Raw genomic sequence first — 17,655 nt, forward strand, 5'->3', positions numbered from 1 at the left:
GGTTTCCATCCGTCCGGGGCCGTGCGCCCTGGTGTGGGGGGCGCACCGTGTGTCAGGCACGTCGTCGGCAGTGCAGATAGAGCTGGATCTCGGGCGGTACGTCGGTGCTCGCCGGGGCGTACGCGTGCGAGTCCTCCCCGGTGATCTCGAAGCCCGCGTCACTGACGACCTGTCGGAGATCCTCCCGCAGATAGCCGGATACCCGGACCGAGTTGCCGAGGAACGGGATGGCGAAGTCGTCGACGTCCGCCTCCACCATGCCGAGCACCATCGCCCCGCCGGGTCTGAGCACCGCGTGCAGCGCCCGCAGCGCGTAGGGGATCTCCGCGCGAGGCAGCAGTACCAGGGCGAAGAAGGCGGCGATGCCGTCGAAGGGGCCGAGTTCACGCATCCCTCCGGGGCCGTGCCGTCCGCCGGTCCGCAGATCGACGATGTCCACCTGGTGGAACTCGGCGCCGGGCACGTTGTCCCGGGCCAGCTTGAGCATGCCCGCCGAGATGTCGATCCCGGTGACCCGGTGCCCGGCCCCGGCAAGCTGACGGGCCGTGGGCAGTCCGGTGCCACAGCCGACGTCCAGCACCCGGGAGCCGGGAGCAAGTGCGTCGGCCAGCCACTGACCCGCCTTGACCTGGCCTTCCTTATGCGGAAAGGCTTCGTCGTAACGGTCGCCTATCGCATCGAAGGCTTCGGCCTGGCCGCTGCGGTCCAGCGCCAGACGGTCGAAGTCCCGGTACCCCTCGTAGCCGTCGCCGTAGTCGTCCTCACTGCTCACGACTCCGCCCCTCCTGTGACATTGCGTCAGATCTTGCGCATCGTCCGTGAGTTGCGCCAGTGTCTGGTTTCCCGTGCGCGCGGTGTTCCGGACGACGATCCTACGTTTGAAACACCGGTGCACAACAAGAGGTTCAGGACCTCGAGTGCGTGGACGTATGCCCCCTGTCGTTGCGGTCCCAGTCCGCCGGAAGCGCCGGGAGCCGCCAGGCCGGGTCGGGCCGCCAGTCCTCCCAGCCGTCCCGGAACGGCGCTCCCCACGCTTCGATGAGTTCCACGGCCGCCCGGCCGGCGGTCCGGACCCGGCGCGCCTGTGCCGTGTCCATCAGACCGGCCCGCTGGGCCTGCGTGAACTCGTCCTCGTCCTTCCATTCCCAGCTGCGGTCCGGGTAGACCGCGATGTCCAGGAAGTGGTCCTCGGAGTCCACCCCGCCGGCCCAGCGGGCCAGCGGTTCCTCCAGGTTCACGTACCAGTTCTTGAACTGCCAGCCGTCGTCCCAGAACAGCCACACCGACCAGGGCTCCCCGGGCCGGGCCAGTTTGAGGACTCCGGTGCCCAGCCACTCGCACAGCGCGGTGGTGCGCGGTTTGGTGTAGCGGGTGGACAGCGGTTCGCGGTGCACCGAGGTGCCGTCGGTGAGCTGCGGTTTGACGCAGGGGGTGCCCGGCGCGAGCCAGACGGCGAGCACCTCCGGGGTGTCCCGCACGACGGTCACGGGGCGGCAGATGTGGATGTGGTCGTCGGCGTTGGCCCGGTAGCGCCAGAGGATGTGATCCCCCGGCGCCCATCGGGCGGTGTCCGCCGCGCCCGTCGTCTCCACGATGTCCGCTGTCATGAGCAGATCTTAGGTGTGACCGGGCCGCGGTGCCGTGACCTATGCCGCAACGGTTCTCTCACACATGGTTACGGATGTGTCATACGCAGCACGTCCAGTGCCTCGTCGAGCTGTTCCCGGGTCAGCAGTCCGCGCTCGATATAGCCGGACTCCAGCACGACCTGGCGGATCGTCTTCCGCTCGGCCAGGGACTTCTTGGCGACCTTGGCCGCCTCCTCGTAGCCGAGGTAGCGGTTGAGCGGGGTCACGACGGAGGGGGAGGACTCGGCGTACTCGCGGGCGCGCTCGCGGTCGGCCGTGATCCCGTCGACGGTGCGGTCGGCCAGCAGCCGGGAGGCATTGGCCAGCAGCCGGATCGACTCCAGCAGGTTCTTCGCCATCACCGGGAGCATCACATTGAGCTCGAAGTTCCCGGCGGCCCCGGCCGTGGCCACGGTGGTGTCATTTCCGGTGACCTGCGCGGCGACCATCAGCACCGCCTCGGGGATCACCGGGTTGACCTTCCCCGGCATGATCGACGAACCGGGCTGGAGGTCCGGCAGCGCGATCTCGGCCAGTCCGGTGCGCGGGCCCGAGGCCATCCAGCGCAGATCGTTGGCGATCTTGGTCAGGCCGACCGCGACGGTCCGGAGCTGGCCGGAGGTCTCCACCAGCGCGTCCCGGGCCCCCTGCGCCTCGAAGTGGTTACGGGCCTCGGTGAGCGGCAGCCCCGTGGCCCGGGCCAGTTCGGCGATCACGGCGGCGGAGAACCCGGGCGGGGTGTTGATCCCGGTGCCCACTGCCGTACCGCCCAGCGGCAGTTCGGCCAGCCGGGGCAGCGAGGAGCGCAGCCGCTCGACCCCGTACCGGATCTGCGCCGCGTAGCCGCCGAACTCCTGGCCCAGGGTCACCGGGGTGGCGTCCATCAGATGGGTGCGGCCCGCCTTGACCACATCGGCGAACTCCGCGGCCTTGCCCTCCAGCGCCCCGGCGAGCCGGTCCAGCGCCGGGATCAGATCGGCGGTGACGGCGGCGGTGGCCGCGATGTGGATGGACGAGGGGAAGACATCGTTGGACGACTGGCTGGCGTTGACGTGGTCGTTGGGGTGCACCGCGCGGCCCAGCCGCTCGCTCGCCAGGGTGGCCAGCACCTCATTGGTGTTCATATTGGACGAGGTGCCCGAACCGGTCTGGAAGACATCGATGGGGAAGTGGTCGTCCCAGCGGCCCCCGGCGACCTCGGCCGCCGCCTCCGCGATCGCCCCGGCCACCTCCTCGTCGATCACGCCGAGACCGGCGTTGACCGTGGCTGCCGCGGCCTTGATCCGGGCGAGTGCCTCGATATGGGCCCGCTCCAGCCGCTGGCCGCTGACGGGGAAGTTCTCCACCGCCCGCTGGGTCTGGGCCCGCCACTTGGCGTGTGCGGGGACCCGTACCTCTCCCATCGAGTCGTGCTCGGTCCGGTAGCTGTCGTCGCTCATCGCGTTATTCCGCCTCGCTCTCACAGGGCCCCTTCGCCCAGGACAGCACCCGTGCGGCCCGGCGTGTTCCCGGCGACGGCCGGGCCGGGCGGGTGAGGCCGGTCACCGTACGGCTTCCCGGGCCCGCAGGGAGTCCACCTCACCGGTGCGCTTGAGCTTCTGCCACGGCAGCAGGGCGCCGGTCGCGGCCGTCATACAGGAGTGCAGCAGCACCAGGTACATGAGCTGGCGGTAGGCGATCTGCTGGAGCGGCAGCACCAGCAGCGCCCGGTAGCGCTCCCGGTCCAGCCGGAACGCGTACGCCGCGCCCAGCAACTGCACCAGCATCAGCGCGCCCCAGGCCAGGGCCGAGCGCTCCGGGTCCAGGAAGACCAGGCCGTACAGCGTGAACAGGTCGATCAGCGGCGCGCACAGCGGGGTGACGATCTGGAAGAGCACCACCAGCGGCATCCCCACCCGGCCGAACCGCCCGGAGGGCCCCCGGTCGACGATCGAGCGGCGGTGCTTCCACAACGCCTGCATGGTGCCGTAGCTCCAGCGGTAGCGCTGCTTCCACAACTGGCCGAGGGTGCCCGGCGCCTCGGTCCAGGCGCGGGCGTACTCCTGGTAGACCACCCGCCATCCGGCCCGGTGCAGGGCGATGGTGATGTCGGTGTCCTCGGCCAGGGTGTCCGCGCTCATGCCCCCGGCGTCCAGCACCGCCCGGCGTCGGAAGGCACCGATCGCGCCGGGGATGGTCGGCATACAGCGCAGCAGGTCGTACATCCGCCGGTCCAGGTTGAACCCCATCACGTACTCGATGTGCTGCCAGGCACCGATCAGCTTGTCCCGGTTGCCGACCTTGGCGTTGCCCGCGACCGCGCCGACACGGGGGTCGGCGAAGGGGCGGACCAGCTCGCGGACGGTGGCCGGTTCGAAGACGGTGTCACCGTCCATCATCACGATCAGGTCGTGGCGGGCGTGGGCGATGCCGTGGTTGAGGGCGGCGGGTTTGCCCGCGTTGGGCTGGCGCAGCACCCGGACGTTGGGCAGCGCCATGGCCTCCACGATCTCGGCGGTGCCGTCGGTGGAGCCGTCGTCCACGACCACGATCTCGATCGGATGGGTGCTGGCGGCCAGCGAGGTCAGGGTGTTGGCGATGCACTCTTTCTCGTTGTACGCGGGCACGATCACGCTCACCGGGTCGTCCACCTGCTGCACCAGCCGGTAGCGCCGCCGGGCCCGGGTGTGGTGGTGCCAGGAGGCCAGGCCCGCCATCATCAGCAGCCGCCCGACCACGGCGGCGCCGACCAGCCCCAGCAGCCCGGCCAGACACGGTACGGCGGCCTGGGTGAGCGAGGCGGCCCGGATCAGCGCCCGGCCCTGCCAGACATGGGCGGTTCCGGCGGGGTGGTTGGCGCTGGGGGCGCCGAGCGCGCCGGTGACGGTGGTGAAGGAGTAGCCCTTCTCCTTCATCCGGCCGATGTACCGGTCCAGGGCCCGTACGGTGCGGGAGCGGTTGCCGCCCGCGTCGTGGAACAGGACGGAGGCGCCCTTTCCGGCGTGCGGTGTGGCGTTGCGGACGATGTCCCGGACCGGGGGCCGCCGCCAGTCCTCGCTGTCGGCGTCCACGAACGCGCTGATGTAGCCCTTGGCGCCGATATGCCGCTGGACCGGCCAGGTGCGGTCGTCCAGCGCGCTGACCTCGGAGGCGTACGGCGCACGGAACAGCGAGCTGGTGATGGCCGCGGCGCCCGCCAGGGCCAGCTGGGACTGGGCCAGTTCGCGGTCGATCCGGCCGGTGTCCTGGTACGTCAGATCGATATGGGAGAAGGTGTGCACCCCGATCTCATGGCCCGCCCGGCGCATCCGGCGCACCAGTTCGGGGTGGCGGACCACCATCTGGCCCACGACGAAGAAGGTGCCGGGCACCCGGTGTCTGCGCAGCACCGCCAGGATCTCCGGCGTCCAGCGCGGGTCCGGGCCGTCGTCGAAGGTGAGCGCCACGGTCCGGGTGGGGATGGTGTGCTCGGTCGCCCTGCCGTGCCGGTCGAAGGTGAGCACCGGGCCGCCGTGGCGCAGCCGGTCGGGGACGCTGTGCGAGGGGTGCGACCGGTGGACGCGGGCGTCGTTGCCGACCTCGGCGTGCAGATAGCCGTCCAGCAGCAGTCCGCAGACCACCGCGAGCAGGGTGGCGAGGGCCAGCACCGTACGGATCCGGGTCCTCAGCCCGGTCCGGGCCCTGGTCCTGGTCCTGGTCCGGGCTCTGGTCCGGGTCCGCGCGGCTCTGCCGCGGAACCTGCCACGGCGCCCCGCACCGGAGGTGCGGGGCGCCGGTGGGGGCGCGGTGGCCGGTCGGGGTGCGGGGAGGCCGCGACGGCGTGGCCGGGGGAGTTTCGGCTGTCTGCCGAAGGTCATGACGGCGTGTTCCAGTTCCGCGGAACGCCGGGCGGCCGGGCTCCGGCAGCGGGATGGGCCGGGTTCAGCGGCCGCTGCGCCTGCGGATTGCGGGGCACCGGATTCCACCCGGGGTACTGGGGGCGGGCGGCCCCCGCGGCGGGCGGCCGGGCGGCCGGTGGCCGGGCGGCGGGTGGCCGGTTGACCGGGATGTGCGCCGCGCCCCCGCCCGGCTGTACGGGACCGGTGGGCCGCGGGTACCAGGAGGGCCTCTGGTACCAGGAGGGCAACTGGGGCAAGGCCGGACGGGGATTCTCGGGGCGCCGGACGGGCTCGGGGCGATGGGGCCGCGCGGCGTGGTGCCCCGCCTTCCGTGCGGCGGGGCGGGTGCGCCGGTGCTCGCGGTGCGCGGTGCGCTTCTCGCCGGTGGCCGCGGTGCGTGACGGAGTCTGGCCCCGGGCCTTCTTCCCGGCGCGCTCCGGGGCGTCGGCGCGTACCCGGACGGCGGGTTCGGCGGCCGCCGGACGGGGCCGGGCCGCGGCGGGCGGCTCCGGCGAGGCGGGCTTCCCGAGCGCCGGCGGGCGCACGTCCCGCACCGAGGTGCCGCCGGTGTCCGCGCCGTCGGCACGGTGCCCGTGCGGCCGCGGACCGTGCCGGGTCCCGTCCCGGGGCGGGGACGGCGGCCGGTGCTCCGGTTGGATCCGCTCCACCCCGCCCTGCGGTTTCCGGCCGAACGCCTCCGTGGAGATCGGCTGTCCCGGGATGAGCATCTCGGGAGCGAACGCGGTTCCTCCCGCGAAGCTCACCGCCAGGACCACCGAGTAGCCGAGGCAGACGGCCCCCGCGATCACACCCGCGTGCCGCACCAGACGGCCGCGTCGCCCGGAAGGATCGACGAACACCGGCCCTTTCCCGGCCACTTCGGGGCGGAGGGGTCGCGTAGGCACGCGCTCGACCACGTCTGACTGAGGATGCATGAGCGAGAGGCTAGTCCAGGAAATACGACTTGAGACATATCAGTCAAACATGCGGTGTGTCATAGTTCGTTCCATTTCTCGGATATGCGAGGTTTGCGGTGGAGGGCGGCACGGGGGCGGAGTTCCCCGCCGCCCATCACCCCCGAACCGGACATCACCCCCGAACACCACCGACAGGAGCGAGAGCCATGAGGGCCAGCCCTCGCATGAGCGGAATCGCCGTGGCAGGCGCCGTGGTCTGCGCCACCATCGCCGTATGGGCCGGACAGCAGGAGCCACCGGAACCGCGCACCCGGGTGGCCGCGCCCGTGCGGAGCCCGCAGCCGGCCCCGCCGCCCCCCGCCGCCTTCGTCCCGTACGTCAGCGCCTGGTCCGAGACGGGGTACGACATGGCCGCCGCGGCGGGGCGCGGGGTCAAGGAGTTCACCCTCGGCTTCGTCGTCGCGGGCGACGGCTGCGCCCCGGTCTGGGACGGCGGCACCACCCTGGACGACCGGGCGCTGGATGCCCGGATCGAGGAGGTGCGCCGCGCGGGCGGTGACGTCCGGGTCTCCTTCGGCGGTGCCGACGGCACCGAGCTGAGCACCGCGTGCACCGATGTCTCCGAACTCGCCGCGGCCTACACCGAGGTGATCGAGCGCTACGGGCTGACCAAGGCGGACTTCGACATCGAGGGCGGCGGTCTCGCCGACCCCGCCGCGGCCGCCCGCCGAGCCCAGGCCATCGCCCTGCTCCAGCGCACCCACGAGGGCCTGGACGTCTCCTTCACCCTGCCGGCCATGCCCGACGGGCTGACGGCGCCGAGCACCGCCCAGTTGGAGGCGGCCAGGGACGAGGGCGTCACCGTCTCGGCGGTGAACATCATGGCGATGAACTACAGCGGTGCGCACACCGGCGACATGGGCGACTACGCGATGCGGGCGGCGACCGCCGCCCAGGCCCGGGTGCGCGGGGTGCTCGGACTCTCCGACGAGGCGGCGTGGAAGGCCCTCGGGGTGACGCCGATGATCGGGCTCAACGATGTCTCCGGCGAGGTGTTCACGCTGGAGGACGCGGCCGAGCTGGCCCGGTTCGCCGCGGAGAAGGGGATCGGGCGGCTGTCGATGTGGTCCGCGGAACGCGACCGGCCGTGCCCCGACGCGGAGGAGGACGGCCGGTACCCGGACGCCGAGCAGGACCCCGGGGCCACCCCGGAGAACCGGTGCAGCGGTATCGCCCAGCGGCCCGGGGCCTTCGAGGCGGTGCTCAGGGGCTGACCGGGACCAGGGCCGGGATCGGGGACCGACGGCCGGGGGCCGGGACGGCGCACCGCCGTCCCGGCCCCCGGATCCGTCCGTCAGGCGCCCTGGCGCACCGGGATGCCGGCGACGAAGGGCTGCGCGGGGCCGGGGTCGGTGAAGAAGTCGTTGCCCTTGTCGTCCACCACGATGAACGCCGGGAAGTCCTCGACCTCGATCTTCCAGACCGCCTCCATGCCGAGCTCCTCGTACTCGAGGACCTCGACCTTCTTGATGCAGTCCTGGGCCAGCCGCGCCGCCGGGCCGCCGATCGAGCCCAGGTAGAAGCCGCCGTGCGCGGCGCAGGCGTCGGTGACCTGCTGTGAGCGGTTGCCCTTGGCCAGCATGACCTTCGAGCCCCCGGCGGCCTGGAACTGCTCGACGTAGGCGTCCATCCGGCCCGCCGTCGTCGGACCGAACGAACCGGAGGCGTAGCCCTCGGGCGTCTTGGCCGGGCCCGCGTAGTAGACCGGGTGGTTCTTCAGGTACTCCGGCATCTCCTCGCCCGCGTCCAGCCGCTCCTTGATCTTCGCGTGCGCGATGTCACGGGCGACGACCAGCGTGCCGGTCAGCGAGAGCCGGGTCTTGACCGGGTGCCTGGTCAGCTCGGCCAGCACGTCGTCCATCGGCCGGTTGAGGTCGATGGCGACCGCGTCCAGGTCCGGGCCCGCGCCCTTGGTGAGCTCCTCGTCGGTGGTGTCCGGGAGGAAGCGCGCCGGGTCGGTCTCCAGCTGCTCCAGGAAGACGCCCTCGGGGGTGATCTTCGCGAGCGCCTGGCGGTCGGCCGAGCAGGAGACGGCGATGGCCACCGGGCAGGACGCGCCGTGCCGGGGCAGCCGGACGACCCGGACGTCGTGGCAGAAGTACTTGCCGCCGAACTGCGCCCCGATCCCGATCTTCTGCGTCAGCTCGAAGACCTTCTCCTCCAGCTCCTTGTCGCGGAAGCCGTGGCCGGTCGGGGAGCCTGAAGCGGGCAGTTCGTCGAGGTAGTGCGCCGAGGCGTACTTGGCGGTCTTGAGCGCGTACTCGGCGCTGGTGCCGCCCACCACGATGGCCAGGTGGTACGGCGGGCACGCGGCGGTGCCCAGCGAGCGGATCTTCTCCTCCAGGAACTTCATCATCGATGCCTCGTTCAGCACCGCCTTCGTCTCCTGGTAGAGGAAGGACTTGTTGGCCGAGCCGCCGCCCTTGGCCATGAAGAGGAACTTGTAGGCGCCGCCGTCGGTCGCGTACAGCTCGATCTGCGCGGGCAGGTTGGAGCCGGTGTTCTTCTCGTCCCACATGGTCAGCGGGGCCATCTGGGAGTAGCGCAGGTTGAGCTCGGTGTAGGCGTCGTAGACACCGCGCGAGAGGGCCTCCTCGTCGCGGCCCTCGGTCAGCACCTGCTGACCGCGCTTGCCCATCACGATCGCGGTACCGGTGTCCTGGCACATCGGCAGGACGCCCGCCGCCGCGATGTTCGCGTTCTTCAGCAGGTCCAGCGCGACGAACCGGTCGTTGGCGCTGGCCTCCGGGTCGTCGAGGATCCGGCGGAGCTGGGCGAGGTGGGCCGGGCGCAGATAGTGCGAGATGTCGTGCATCGCCTCGGCCGCCAGCTTGCGCAGGGCTTCCGGCTCGACCTTCAGGAAGGTGCGACCGTCGGCCTCGAAGGTGCTCACGCCCTCCGACGTCACCAGGCGGTACGGCGTGGTGTCCTCGCCCAGAGGCAGCAGATCCGTGTAGGCAAACTCAGGCATTCCGGCCATTCCTCACTCGGCAGACAGGGCTGACAACGACGGCAGCGCCCACCAGATTAGAACGGCGCGGCGGGGTGGTGGCGGTGAGGTAAGGCTCAGTCGCCTCCCGGGGGCGGGACCGTGAAACCCCTAGTCGCGATCTATCGCGACTGGGTACGCTGATCACGTGGATGAGCAGCAGCCGGTGCCCCTGGCCAAGTCCCCTGCCGATGCGGCGCCCTCGCCCGTGGCGCACACCGCCGTGGCGCACACCGCGCCCGCGCACTCGCCGCTGCGCGCTTCCGATGCGGACCGCGACCGGATCGCGGACATCCTGCGGGAGGCCCTCGCCGAGGGACGGCTCGACCCGGAGGAGCACGCGGAGCGGATCGACGCGGTCTACCGCGCCAAGACCCTCGGTGAACTGGAGCCCCTGGTCCGCGATCTGCCCGCGGCGCCGGGCCGCGGCGCAGGACCGGAGGCGGTCCGCGGCGGCGCCGATCCCTCCCGTACCCCTCCCGCCGCGGAGAATCTGGTGGCGATCTTCGGCGGGGCGGCGCGCAAGGGCCGCTGGCGGGTCCGCCGCAGGACCAACGCGCTGGTGCTGTTCGGCGGGGCGGAGATCGATCTGACCGAGGCGGTCTTCGAGCGGCGGGAGGTCGAGATCCGGGTGGCGGTGCTGTTCGGCGGTGTGGAGATCAAGGTCCCGGAGAACGTCACCCTGCACGGTTCGGGCGCCGGGATCTTCGGCGGTTTCGACGTTTCCCCCGCCGAGGCGCCGGATCCGGAGGCGCCGGTGATCCATGTCAGCGGATTCGCTCTCTTCGGAGGGGTGGAAGCACGGCCGAAGCGGGGTAAGCGACTGAAGAACCTGCGGTCGTAGTCCGGTGAAGCCCGGGCGAGCGCAGGGAATTTGCGGTCGGGACAACGGTGTGCATAAGCGCGCGCACAGCGGGTAAGGCTTGGTGCATCGTCTCTCGTACGGCTGATGGGGGTGCACACGGGGCCGTACGCCTTGAGGCGGGCAAGGGTGACCACCGGAGCCGTCGTCAGGAGTAGACCGTGCTGCAACCGCATCAGCCCCTGCTGGACGCCGCCGTGCCCCCGCAGCGCATCCCCGCTCGGGATCAGGCCGGCCCCTGGCACTCGGAGGCGGTGTGCCGACGGGACGAGGCCGGGCTGTTCTTCGCTCCCTCCAAGGAGCCCACGGCTGCGCGGCTGTCGCGGGAAGAGGCCGCCAAGCGCGTCTGTGCGCGCTGCCCGGTCATGGTCGAGTGCAGGGAGCACGCGCTGTTGCAGCCCGAGCCGTACGGGGTGTGGGGCGGGCTGACCGCCGCCGAGCGCCGGGTCGTGCTGGCCCGCCGCCGCCGCCGGGAGGCCGAGCTCCAGCGCGCCATGCGGGTCGCCGCCGCGGGCTGAGCGCTCCGACCGGCTCATCACACGCCACTCATCACACACCACGGGACCGGGCCCACCGCAGAGATGAGGCCCGGTCCCGTGGTGTGCGGCGTCGTCCGCCCCAGGGGTCCGTCCTAGCGGGCGCGCTCGAAGTCCACCGAGGCGTACGCGCGCAGCTTGGACAGCCGGTGGGTGGAGTCGATCTGCCGGATGGTCCCGGACTTGGACCGCATCACCAGCGACTGGGTGGTCGCGGTCTCCGCGCGGTACCGCACCCCGCGCAGCAGATCGCCGTCGGTGATACCGGTGGCGACGAAGAACACGTTGTCACCCTTGACCAGGTCGTCGGTCTGGAGCACCTGGTCCAGGTCGTGACCGGCGTCCAGGGCCCGCTGCTTCTCCTCGTCGTCCTTGGGCCACAGCTTGGCCTGGATGGTGCCGCCGAGGCACTTGATCGCACAGGCCGCGATGATGCCCTCCGGGGTGCCGCCCACGCCCAGCAGCAGATCCACGCCGGCGCCTTCGCGCACCGCCATGATCGCTCCGGCCACGTCGCCGTCCGAGATGAACTTGATGCGCGCGCCCGCCTCGCGGATCTCCTTGACGATGCCCTCGTGCCGGGGACGGTCCAGCACCACCACGGTGACGTCCTCGGGGCTGGACCGCTTGGCCTTGGCGATCCGCCGGATGTTCACCCCGGGCGGTGCGGTGATGTCGACGAACTCCGCCGCCTCCGGGCCGGTGACCAGCTTGTCCATGTAGAACACGGCCGACGGGTCGAACATCGTGCCGCGCTCGGCGACCGCGAGCACCGAGACCGCGTTGGCCATGCCCTTGGCGGTGAGGGTGGTGCCGTCCACCGGGTCCACCGCGACATCGCACTCCGGGCCCGTGCCGTCGCCGACCCGCTCCCCGTTGTAGAGCATCGGCGCCTCGTCCTTCTCGCCCTCGCCGATGACCACGACGCCGTTCATCGAGACGGTGTGCACCAGCGAACGCATGGCCTTGACGGCGGCACCGTCGGCGCCGTTCTTGTCGCCACGGCCCACCCAGCGGCCGGAGGCCATGGCTCCCGCCTCGGTGACCCGGACGAGCTCCAGGGCGAGGTTGCGGTCGGGGGCCTCGGGGCTGACCTCGAGCTGGGACGGCAGATGATGCTCGGTCATCGGAGCGCACCTTTCTGTACGGCGACGGCCGGAAGATCCCTCCTCGCCGTTCGACGGGCGAGCAGGGTGAGGGTGCTCATGACTTTATCCGTTGATTGCGAAGGTGAGCAGAGGACCCCACGCATGAGCGCGGCCCTGTTGCGGGGTACCGCGGCGGGATGAGGGACGATAGGGGACGTGGCAGGTATGCGAGGCAAAGAGACGGTCCGGGACATGCTGCTGTCGTTGGCGGCGATCGGCGCCGTCGCGGCGGGCATCTATGTCTTCCAGATCCCGCACGACGACAGCGACAAGGACGGCGGCGTCCGGACGGTCGACTACCGGGTCGAGCTCCAGACGGCCCGCCGCGCCGCGCCGTACCCCGTGGCCGCCCCCGGGTCCGGCAGTCTGCCCAAGGGCTGGCGTGCCACCTCGGTCACCTACACCCCGGCGGGTGGCGGCGGTGGCGCAGGTGGCGGCGCGGACGGCGGGGCCGCCTGGCACCTGGGCTTCCTGGACGCCGAGCGGGAGTACGTGGCCGTCGAGCAGAGCGACGCCAAGCCGGTGGCCTTCATCGAGGACGTCACCCAGCGGGCCCGCGCGACCAAGGACGTCCAGCGGATCGACGGCAAGGAGTGGGTCCGCTACGAGGGTGAGAAGTACGACGCCCTGGTCTGCCGGGAGCGCGGGGTGACCACGGTCGTCACCGGGACCGCCTCCCGTGCCCACCTGACGAAGATGGCCGCCGCGCTCGAGGCCCGGAAGGGCTGAGCACGGCGGCCGGAGCGCCGGACCGGACGGCCGCAGCCGGCCGGCCTGAGCGGCGTCAGACGCTGGTGACGACCTCGTCGAAGCCCAGCCGCGGGCCGCGCGGCCGCGAGGCGTCCGGACCCGGCTTGCCGATGTTGACCACCATCAGCGGGGTGTGGTCGTCGTCCAGGAACTCCTTCTGCACCCCGGCGGCGTCGAAGCCGGACATCGGGCCCGCGGCCAGACCGGCGGCGCGGACGCCCACGATGAAGTAGCCCGCCTGGAGCGCGGCATTGAGCCCGGCGGCCCGCTCACGGGCGTCGCGCTCGGCGAAGAAGACGTCCTTGGCCTGCGGGAAGTGCGGGAAGAGCGTCGGCAGCTCCTCGTGGAACTCATTGTCCGCGGCGAGGATCGCGACCAGCGGGGCGGTGGCCGTCTTGGGCCGGTTGCCCTCGGCCATATGCGGCACCAGACGCTCCCGGGCCTCGGGGGTGCGCACCAGGACCACCCGCAGCGGCGACTGGTTGAAGGCGGTCGGGCCGAACTTGATCAGGTCGTAGACCGCCCGCACCTGCTCCTCGGACACCGGCTCGTCGGTGAAGGTGTTGGCGGTGTGCGCCTCGCGGAAGAGCAGGTCCTGGGCGGCGGGGTCGAGGGCGAGAGTCATGACACAACCTTCGGGTCACAGCGGTGGGATCTGATGTCGCCACCTACCGTACCGGTTTTAGATTAACTTTCAACTAAAGCGGCGGCAGGGTGCTCCGCATCACAGCGCCCGGCCGTCCCCGGCCAGATGCACTCAGGCCCCGTCGGCCCCCGCGCGCTCCCCGGTGTCCGCCCCCTCGGCGTCCTCCGCACCCGACTCGGCCAGCGCCGCGTCCAGCCGCGCCCGCGCCCCCTCCAGCCAGCGGCGGCACACCTTCGCCAGCTCCTCACCGCGCTCCCACAGCGCGAGCGACTCCTCCAGGCTGGTGCCGCCCGCCTCCAGCCGGCGCACGACCTCGACCAGCTCGTCCCGCGCCTGCTCGTAGCCGAGGGCCGAGGTGTCGTTCGCCTGTCCGTCCGTCTTCGCCATGCCGCACACCCTATGCACAGGGACCGACACCGCAGGGCCGTCCGCTCAGCCGCCCTCGGCGGCGGGGGCGCCGACCGCGCGGACCGTGAGCTCGCCCTCGGCCACCCGTGCCCTCAGCTCCTCGTCCCGCTCCACCTCGTCCGCCGCGCGGACCACCGAACCGTCTGCGTGCTGGAGCACCGCATAGCCGCGGCGCAGCGTGGCGGCGGGGGAGAGGGCCACCACCCGGGCATGGGTGTGGGTCAGCTCGGACTCGGCCCGGTCCAGCAGATGGCCCAGACAGCGGCGGCCGCGCTCCAGCACCGCGGCGATCTGCTCCTCGCGCTCGTCCACCATCCGCCGGGGGCGCTGGAAGCAGGGGCGGGCCAGCACCGCCGAGAGCCCGCACTCCTCCCGGTCCAGCAGTCCGTGGACGCTGCGCAGCGCGCGCTCGCGAAGCTGCTGGATACGCAGCAGCTCCTCGCCCACATCCGGGACGATCTTCTTCGCCGCATCGGTGGGCGTGGACGCCCGCAGATCGGCCACCAGGTCCAGCAGCGGGGAGTCCGGCTCATGGCCGATCGCGGAGACCACCGGGGTGACACACGCGGCCACCGCCCGCACCAACTGCTCGTCCGAGAACGGCAGCAGGTCCTCCACGCTGCCGCCGCCGCGCGCCACGATGATCACGTCCACCTCGGGCAGCGCGTCCAGCTCCTTGACCGCCTCGATCACCTGCGGCACGGCGTGCACCCCCTGCACCGCCACATTGCGCACCTCGAAGCGGACGGCGGGCCAGCGCAGCCGCGCGTTCTCCAGGACGTCCCGCTCCGCGGCCGACGCCCGGCCGCACACCAGCCCTATGCGCTGGGGCAGGAACGGCAGTCGCTTCTTGCGGTCGGCGGCGAACAGCCCCTCGGCCGCCAGCGCCTTCTTGAGCTGCTCCAGCCGTGCCAGCAGCTCCCCGACGCCGACCGGGCGGATCTCGGCGGCGCGCAGCGAGAGCTGACCACGCGGGGCGTACCACTCCGGCTTGGCGTGCACCACCACCCGCGCGCCCTCGGTGACCGTGTCCGCGATGCGGTCGAACACGGCACGGAAACAGGTGACGGTGAGCGAGATGTCATAACTGGGGTCGCGCAGCGTCAGGAACACCACCCCGGCGCCAGGGCGCCGGGAAAGCTGGGTGATCTGACCCTCCACCCACACCGCCCCCAGCCGGTCGATCCACCCCCCGATCAGCCGGGACACCTCGCCGACCGGGATCGGCTCCTCCGCGGACGTGTTGACAGCCATGCCCGCGAGCGTATCGGCCACCGCCGACAGGACCCCCGGTTCATCGCCCCTACCATGGGGGTCATGACTGCAACCTCCGCCCGCCGGGTCCTGCTCGCCGCCCCGCGTGGCTACTGCGCCGGTGTCGACCGTGCCGTGATCGCCGTCGAGAAGGCCCTGGAGCAGTACGGCGCGCCGATCTACGTGCGCAAGGAAATCGTCCACAACAAATACGTCGTCCAGACCCTGGAGAAGAAGGGCGCGATCTTCGTCGACGAGACGGAGGAGGTGCCCGAGGGGTCGATCGTGATCTTCTCGGCCCACGGTGTCGCGCCGGTCGTCCACGAGGAGGCCAAGCAGCGGCAGCTGGCCACCATCGACGCCACCTGCCCCCTGGTGACCAAGGTCCACAAGGAGGCCGTCCGGTTCGCCCAGGACGACTACGACATCCTCCTGATCGGTCATGAGGGCCATGAGGAGGTCATCGGGACCAGCGGTGAGGCGCCCGATCACATCACGCTGGTCGACGGCCCGGACGATGTGAAGAACGTCGAGGTCCGTGATGAGTCCAAGGTCGTCTGGCTCTCCCAGACCACCCTGTCGGTCGACGAGACCATGGAGACGGTGGACGCGCTCAAGGAGCGCTTCCCGCAGCTGATCAGCCCGCCCAGCGACGACATCTGCTACGCCACGCAGAACCGCCAGACCGCGATCAAGCAGGTGGCTGCCGAGTCCGACCTCGTCATCGTCGTCGGCTCCAAGAACTCCTCCAACTCCGTCCGGCTGGTCGAGGTCGCCCTCGGCGCCGGGGCCAAGGACGGGCATCTGGTCGACTTCGCCGGCGAGATCGACGAGGCGTGGCTGGAGGGCGTCTCCACGGTCGGTGTGACCTCGGGCGCCTCCGTACCGGACGTGCTCGTCGAGGGCGTCCTGGAGTGGCTGGCCGAGCGCGGCTACGGCGATGTCGAGGTGATCCAGCCGATGCAGGAGAGCCTGACCTTCTCGCTCCCCAAGGAGCTGCGCCGCGATCTGCGGGCCGAGGCGGCGGCCGCCTCCGGTGGCGGTACCGCCACCGGGAATGCCGCGGCGGGCGGCGCGGAGCGGTGACCGCCGCGGGCGGTTCCACCGCGCGGGTGTTCGGTGTGGACATCGGCGGGTCCGGTATCAAGGGCGCGCCGGTGGACCTGGACCGCGGCGATCTGGCCGAGGAGCGTCACAAGGTGCTCACCCCGCACCCGGCGACGCCCGAGGCGGTCGTGGACGGACTGGTGGAGGTCGTCCGGCACTTCGACTGGTCCGGGCGGCCGGTCGGGGTGACCTTCCCCGGCGTCGTGACGGAGGGCACCACCCGTACCGCCGCCAACGTCGACAAGAGCTGGGTCGGCACCGATCTGGCCGGGCTGCTCCGCGGCCGGCTGGACTGCCCGGTCACCGTGCTCAATGACGCGGACGCCGCCGGGGTCGCGGAGATGACCTTCGGCGCCGGGCAGGGCCGCACGGGCACGGTCATCCTGCTCACCCTCGGCACCGGTATCGGCAGCGCGGTCTTCACCGGCGGCACCCTGGTGCCCAACACCGAGCTGGGCCATCTGGAGCTGAACGGCCACGAGGCGGAGAAGCGCGCCTCGACCAAGGTCAAGGAGGACCACGACCTCAGCTGGGAGCACTGGGCGCACCGGGTGCAGAAGTACCTGGCCCACCTGGAGATGCTGTTCTCACCCGAGCTGTTCGTGATCGGCGGCGGGGTGAGCCGCAAGGCCCATAAGTTCCTGCCGCTGATCGAGGGCGTCAGGGCCGAGATCGTGCCTGCCCGGCTCCAGAACAATGCGGGGATCGTGGGGGCCGCGATGGCCGCGTCGTCCGCGTCGGCCGCTGCCGGCGGCGCTGGCTGACCAGCGTCGCCCGGCGCACCAGCACGATCAGCACGGTCAGCAGCGTCCCGGAGTAGAGCCAGCCCGCATGCAGCGAGAGCACGGTGAACACGCCGACCGCCTGTGCGCCGAAGCCGTCGCCGCCGTCGTTGATCGGCAGCAGCCCGGCCGTGAAGGCGAGCGGGACCGTCACCGGCCCCGCCAGCAGATCGGCCGGGCGCACCCACATGGCGCAGGCGACACAGGCGAACAGGAAGAACCCGCTGTACACGGCCGGGGAGCCGGAGAAGAGTAAGGCGTCCAGACAGCCGAAGCCGAGCATGGCCCCGGTGGTCAGCAGCCCCGTGCCGAGTCCGGTGAGCCGGGGGTTCGGCCAGCTCAAGCCCCGTCCGCGCAGCCCGGCCAGCGCCCCGGCGGCGGCGCCGAGCGGGCGCGTCCGCCGCGCGGGCGCCCGCGCCGGGCGTGACACCCGGTCCGCGCCGCTCCTGCCCGGTCCCCTGCCGCCCCGGCCCGTGTACGTATCGTCCGCGGCCGGCCGGGGCGGCGGGGCCGCGGTCCGCCGGGGCGTCCGTGTGCTGTAGTGCTCCACCCGACCAACGTAGGTCGACGGAGGGCGGTAATCCGCCCTTGGACACGCCCTTCGCAGGACCTTGGCAGCGTGTTCGACTGATAATCAGCCCGGGTGGGTGATCGTGGACGGCCCCGTAGACTGGTGGACCGGCCCCGTCAGGGGCCACGTCCCTGTCATCA

Annotated in this window: 17 protein-coding genes; 6 read left to right on the forward strand and 11 right to left on the reverse strand. The window is 71.8% G+C overall.

Annotated features, from left to right (window positions below; all coding sequences use genetic code 11):
* Positions 1-52: 52 nt before the first annotated feature.
* The 5 genes from NMK44_RS03460 to NMK44_RS03480 all read right to left on the reverse strand — a co-directional run bounded on the left by NMK44_RS03460 (position 53) and on the right by NMK44_RS03480 (position 6,390).
* Complete coding sequence (locus NMK44_RS03460) at positions 53-772, reverse strand: class I SAM-dependent DNA methyltransferase (RefSeq protein WP_254738050.1); 720 nt, start codon at positions 770-772, stop codon at positions 53-55.
* Between the two features lie 133 nt (positions 773-905).
* Positions 906-1,607, reverse strand: a complete 702-nt coding sequence (fomD, locus tag NMK44_RS03465) for a cytidylyl-2-hydroxypropylphosphonate hydrolase (protein WP_254738051.1) — start codon at positions 1,605-1,607, stop codon at positions 906-908.
* A gap of 68 nt (positions 1,608-1,675) precedes the next feature.
* On the reverse strand, positions 1,676-3,067 hold the full coding sequence (locus tag NMK44_RS03470) for a class II fumarate hydratase (RefSeq protein ID WP_254738052.1): 1,392 nt from the start codon (positions 3,065-3,067) through the stop codon (positions 1,676-1,678).
* A gap of 102 nt (positions 3,068-3,169) precedes the next feature.
* Positions 3,170-5,464: a bifunctional polysaccharide deacetylase/glycosyltransferase family 2 protein gene (locus tag NMK44_RS03475; protein ID WP_254738053.1), complete on the reverse strand. Its 2,295-nt coding sequence runs from the start codon at positions 5,462-5,464 to the stop codon at positions 3,170-3,172.
* Positions 5,461-6,390, reverse strand: coding sequence for a hypothetical protein (locus NMK44_RS03480; protein WP_254738055.1), 930 nt, complete (start codon positions 6,388-6,390; stop codon positions 5,461-5,463). Before NMK44_RS03480 ends, NMK44_RS03475 begins: the two co-directional genes overlap by 4 nt.
* Positions 6,391-6,608: 218 nt before the next feature.
* Here NMK44_RS03480 and NMK44_RS03485 point away from each other — a divergent pair, with 218 nt between their 5' ends.
* A complete protein-coding gene (locus tag NMK44_RS03485; RefSeq protein ID WP_254738057.1) occupies positions 6,609-7,676 on the forward strand; it encodes a chitinase in 1,068 nt (355 codons plus the stop codon).
* An 80-nt stretch (positions 7,677-7,756) separates the two neighbouring features.
* Here the strand turns inward: NMK44_RS03485 and NMK44_RS03490 are convergent, their stop codons facing one another.
* Positions 7,757-9,433, reverse strand: a complete 1,677-nt coding sequence (locus tag NMK44_RS03490) for a fumarate hydratase (protein ID WP_254738059.1) — start codon at positions 9,431-9,433, stop codon at positions 7,757-7,759.
* A 166-nt stretch (positions 9,434-9,599) separates the two neighbouring features.
* Here NMK44_RS03490 and NMK44_RS03495 point away from each other — a divergent pair, with 166 nt between their 5' ends.
* Complete coding sequence (locus tag NMK44_RS03495) at positions 9,600-10,295, forward strand: DUF1707 SHOCT-like domain-containing protein (protein ID WP_374215228.1); 696 nt, start codon at positions 9,600-9,602, stop codon at positions 10,293-10,295.
* Between the two features lie 179 nt (positions 10,296-10,474).
* A complete protein-coding gene (locus NMK44_RS03500; protein ID WP_176180866.1) occupies positions 10,475-10,831 on the forward strand; it encodes a WhiB family transcriptional regulator in 357 nt (118 codons plus the stop codon).
* 113 nt (positions 10,832-10,944) lie between these two features.
* Here NMK44_RS03500 and glpX read toward each other — a convergent pair whose 3' ends face one another.
* The gene (gene glpX, locus NMK44_RS03505; RefSeq protein ID WP_254738061.1) at positions 10,945-11,976 is read right to left on the reverse strand and encodes a class II fructose-bisphosphatase; all 1,032 of its coding nucleotides are present in this window, start codon (positions 11,974-11,976) and stop codon (positions 10,945-10,947) included.
* Between the two features lie 186 nt (positions 11,977-12,162).
* On the opposite strand from glpX, the gene NMK44_RS03510 reads away from it, so the two are divergent.
* A complete protein-coding gene (locus NMK44_RS03510) occupies positions 12,163-12,726 on the forward strand; it encodes a DUF4245 domain-containing protein (protein ID WP_254738717.1) in 564 nt (187 codons plus the stop codon).
* A gap of 55 nt (positions 12,727-12,781) precedes the next feature.
* On the opposite strand, the gene NMK44_RS03515 is transcribed toward NMK44_RS03510, so the two are convergent.
* The 3 genes from NMK44_RS03515 to xseA form a co-directional block, all read right to left on the reverse strand.
* Positions 12,782-13,372, reverse strand: a complete 591-nt coding sequence (locus NMK44_RS03515; protein ID WP_254738063.1) for a malonic semialdehyde reductase — start codon at positions 13,370-13,372, stop codon at positions 12,782-12,784.
* A gap of 132 nt (positions 13,373-13,504) precedes the next feature.
* A complete protein-coding gene (locus tag NMK44_RS03520; RefSeq protein ID WP_254738065.1) occupies positions 13,505-13,780 on the reverse strand; it encodes an exodeoxyribonuclease VII small subunit in 276 nt (91 codons plus the stop codon).
* 45 nt (positions 13,781-13,825) lie between these two features.
* On the reverse strand, positions 13,826-15,055 hold the full coding sequence (gene xseA / locus NMK44_RS03525; protein ID WP_254738067.1) for an exodeoxyribonuclease VII large subunit: 1,230 nt from the start codon (positions 15,053-15,055) through the stop codon (positions 13,826-13,828).
* A 54-nt stretch (positions 15,056-15,109) separates the two neighbouring features.
* Between xseA and NMK44_RS03530 the strand changes: the two genes are divergently transcribed.
* Together NMK44_RS03530 and ppgK are read left to right on the forward strand one after the other, a co-directional pair.
* Positions 15,110-16,141: a 4-hydroxy-3-methylbut-2-enyl diphosphate reductase gene (locus NMK44_RS03530; protein WP_254738069.1), complete on the forward strand. Its 1,032-nt coding sequence runs from the start codon at positions 15,110-15,112 to the stop codon at positions 16,139-16,141.
* Positions 16,138-16,926, forward strand: a complete 789-nt coding sequence (ppgK, locus tag NMK44_RS03535) for a polyphosphate--glucose phosphotransferase (RefSeq protein ID WP_254738071.1) — start codon at positions 16,138-16,140, stop codon at positions 16,924-16,926. Before NMK44_RS03530 ends, ppgK begins: the two co-directional genes overlap by 4 nt.
* Here the strand turns inward: ppgK and NMK44_RS03540 are convergent.
* Positions 16,823-17,494, reverse strand: coding sequence for a DUF6542 domain-containing protein (locus tag NMK44_RS03540; RefSeq protein ID WP_254738073.1), 672 nt, complete (start codon positions 17,492-17,494; stop codon positions 16,823-16,825). The two genes, ppgK and NMK44_RS03540, sit on opposite strands and share 104 nt — an antisense overlap.
* Positions 17,495-17,655: the final 161 nt, after the last annotated feature.

It is taken from the genome of Streptomyces cucumeris, from assembly GCF_024295805.1.
GTDB lineage: Bacteria > Actinomycetota > Actinomycetes > Streptomycetales > Streptomycetaceae > Streptomyces > Streptomyces cucumeris.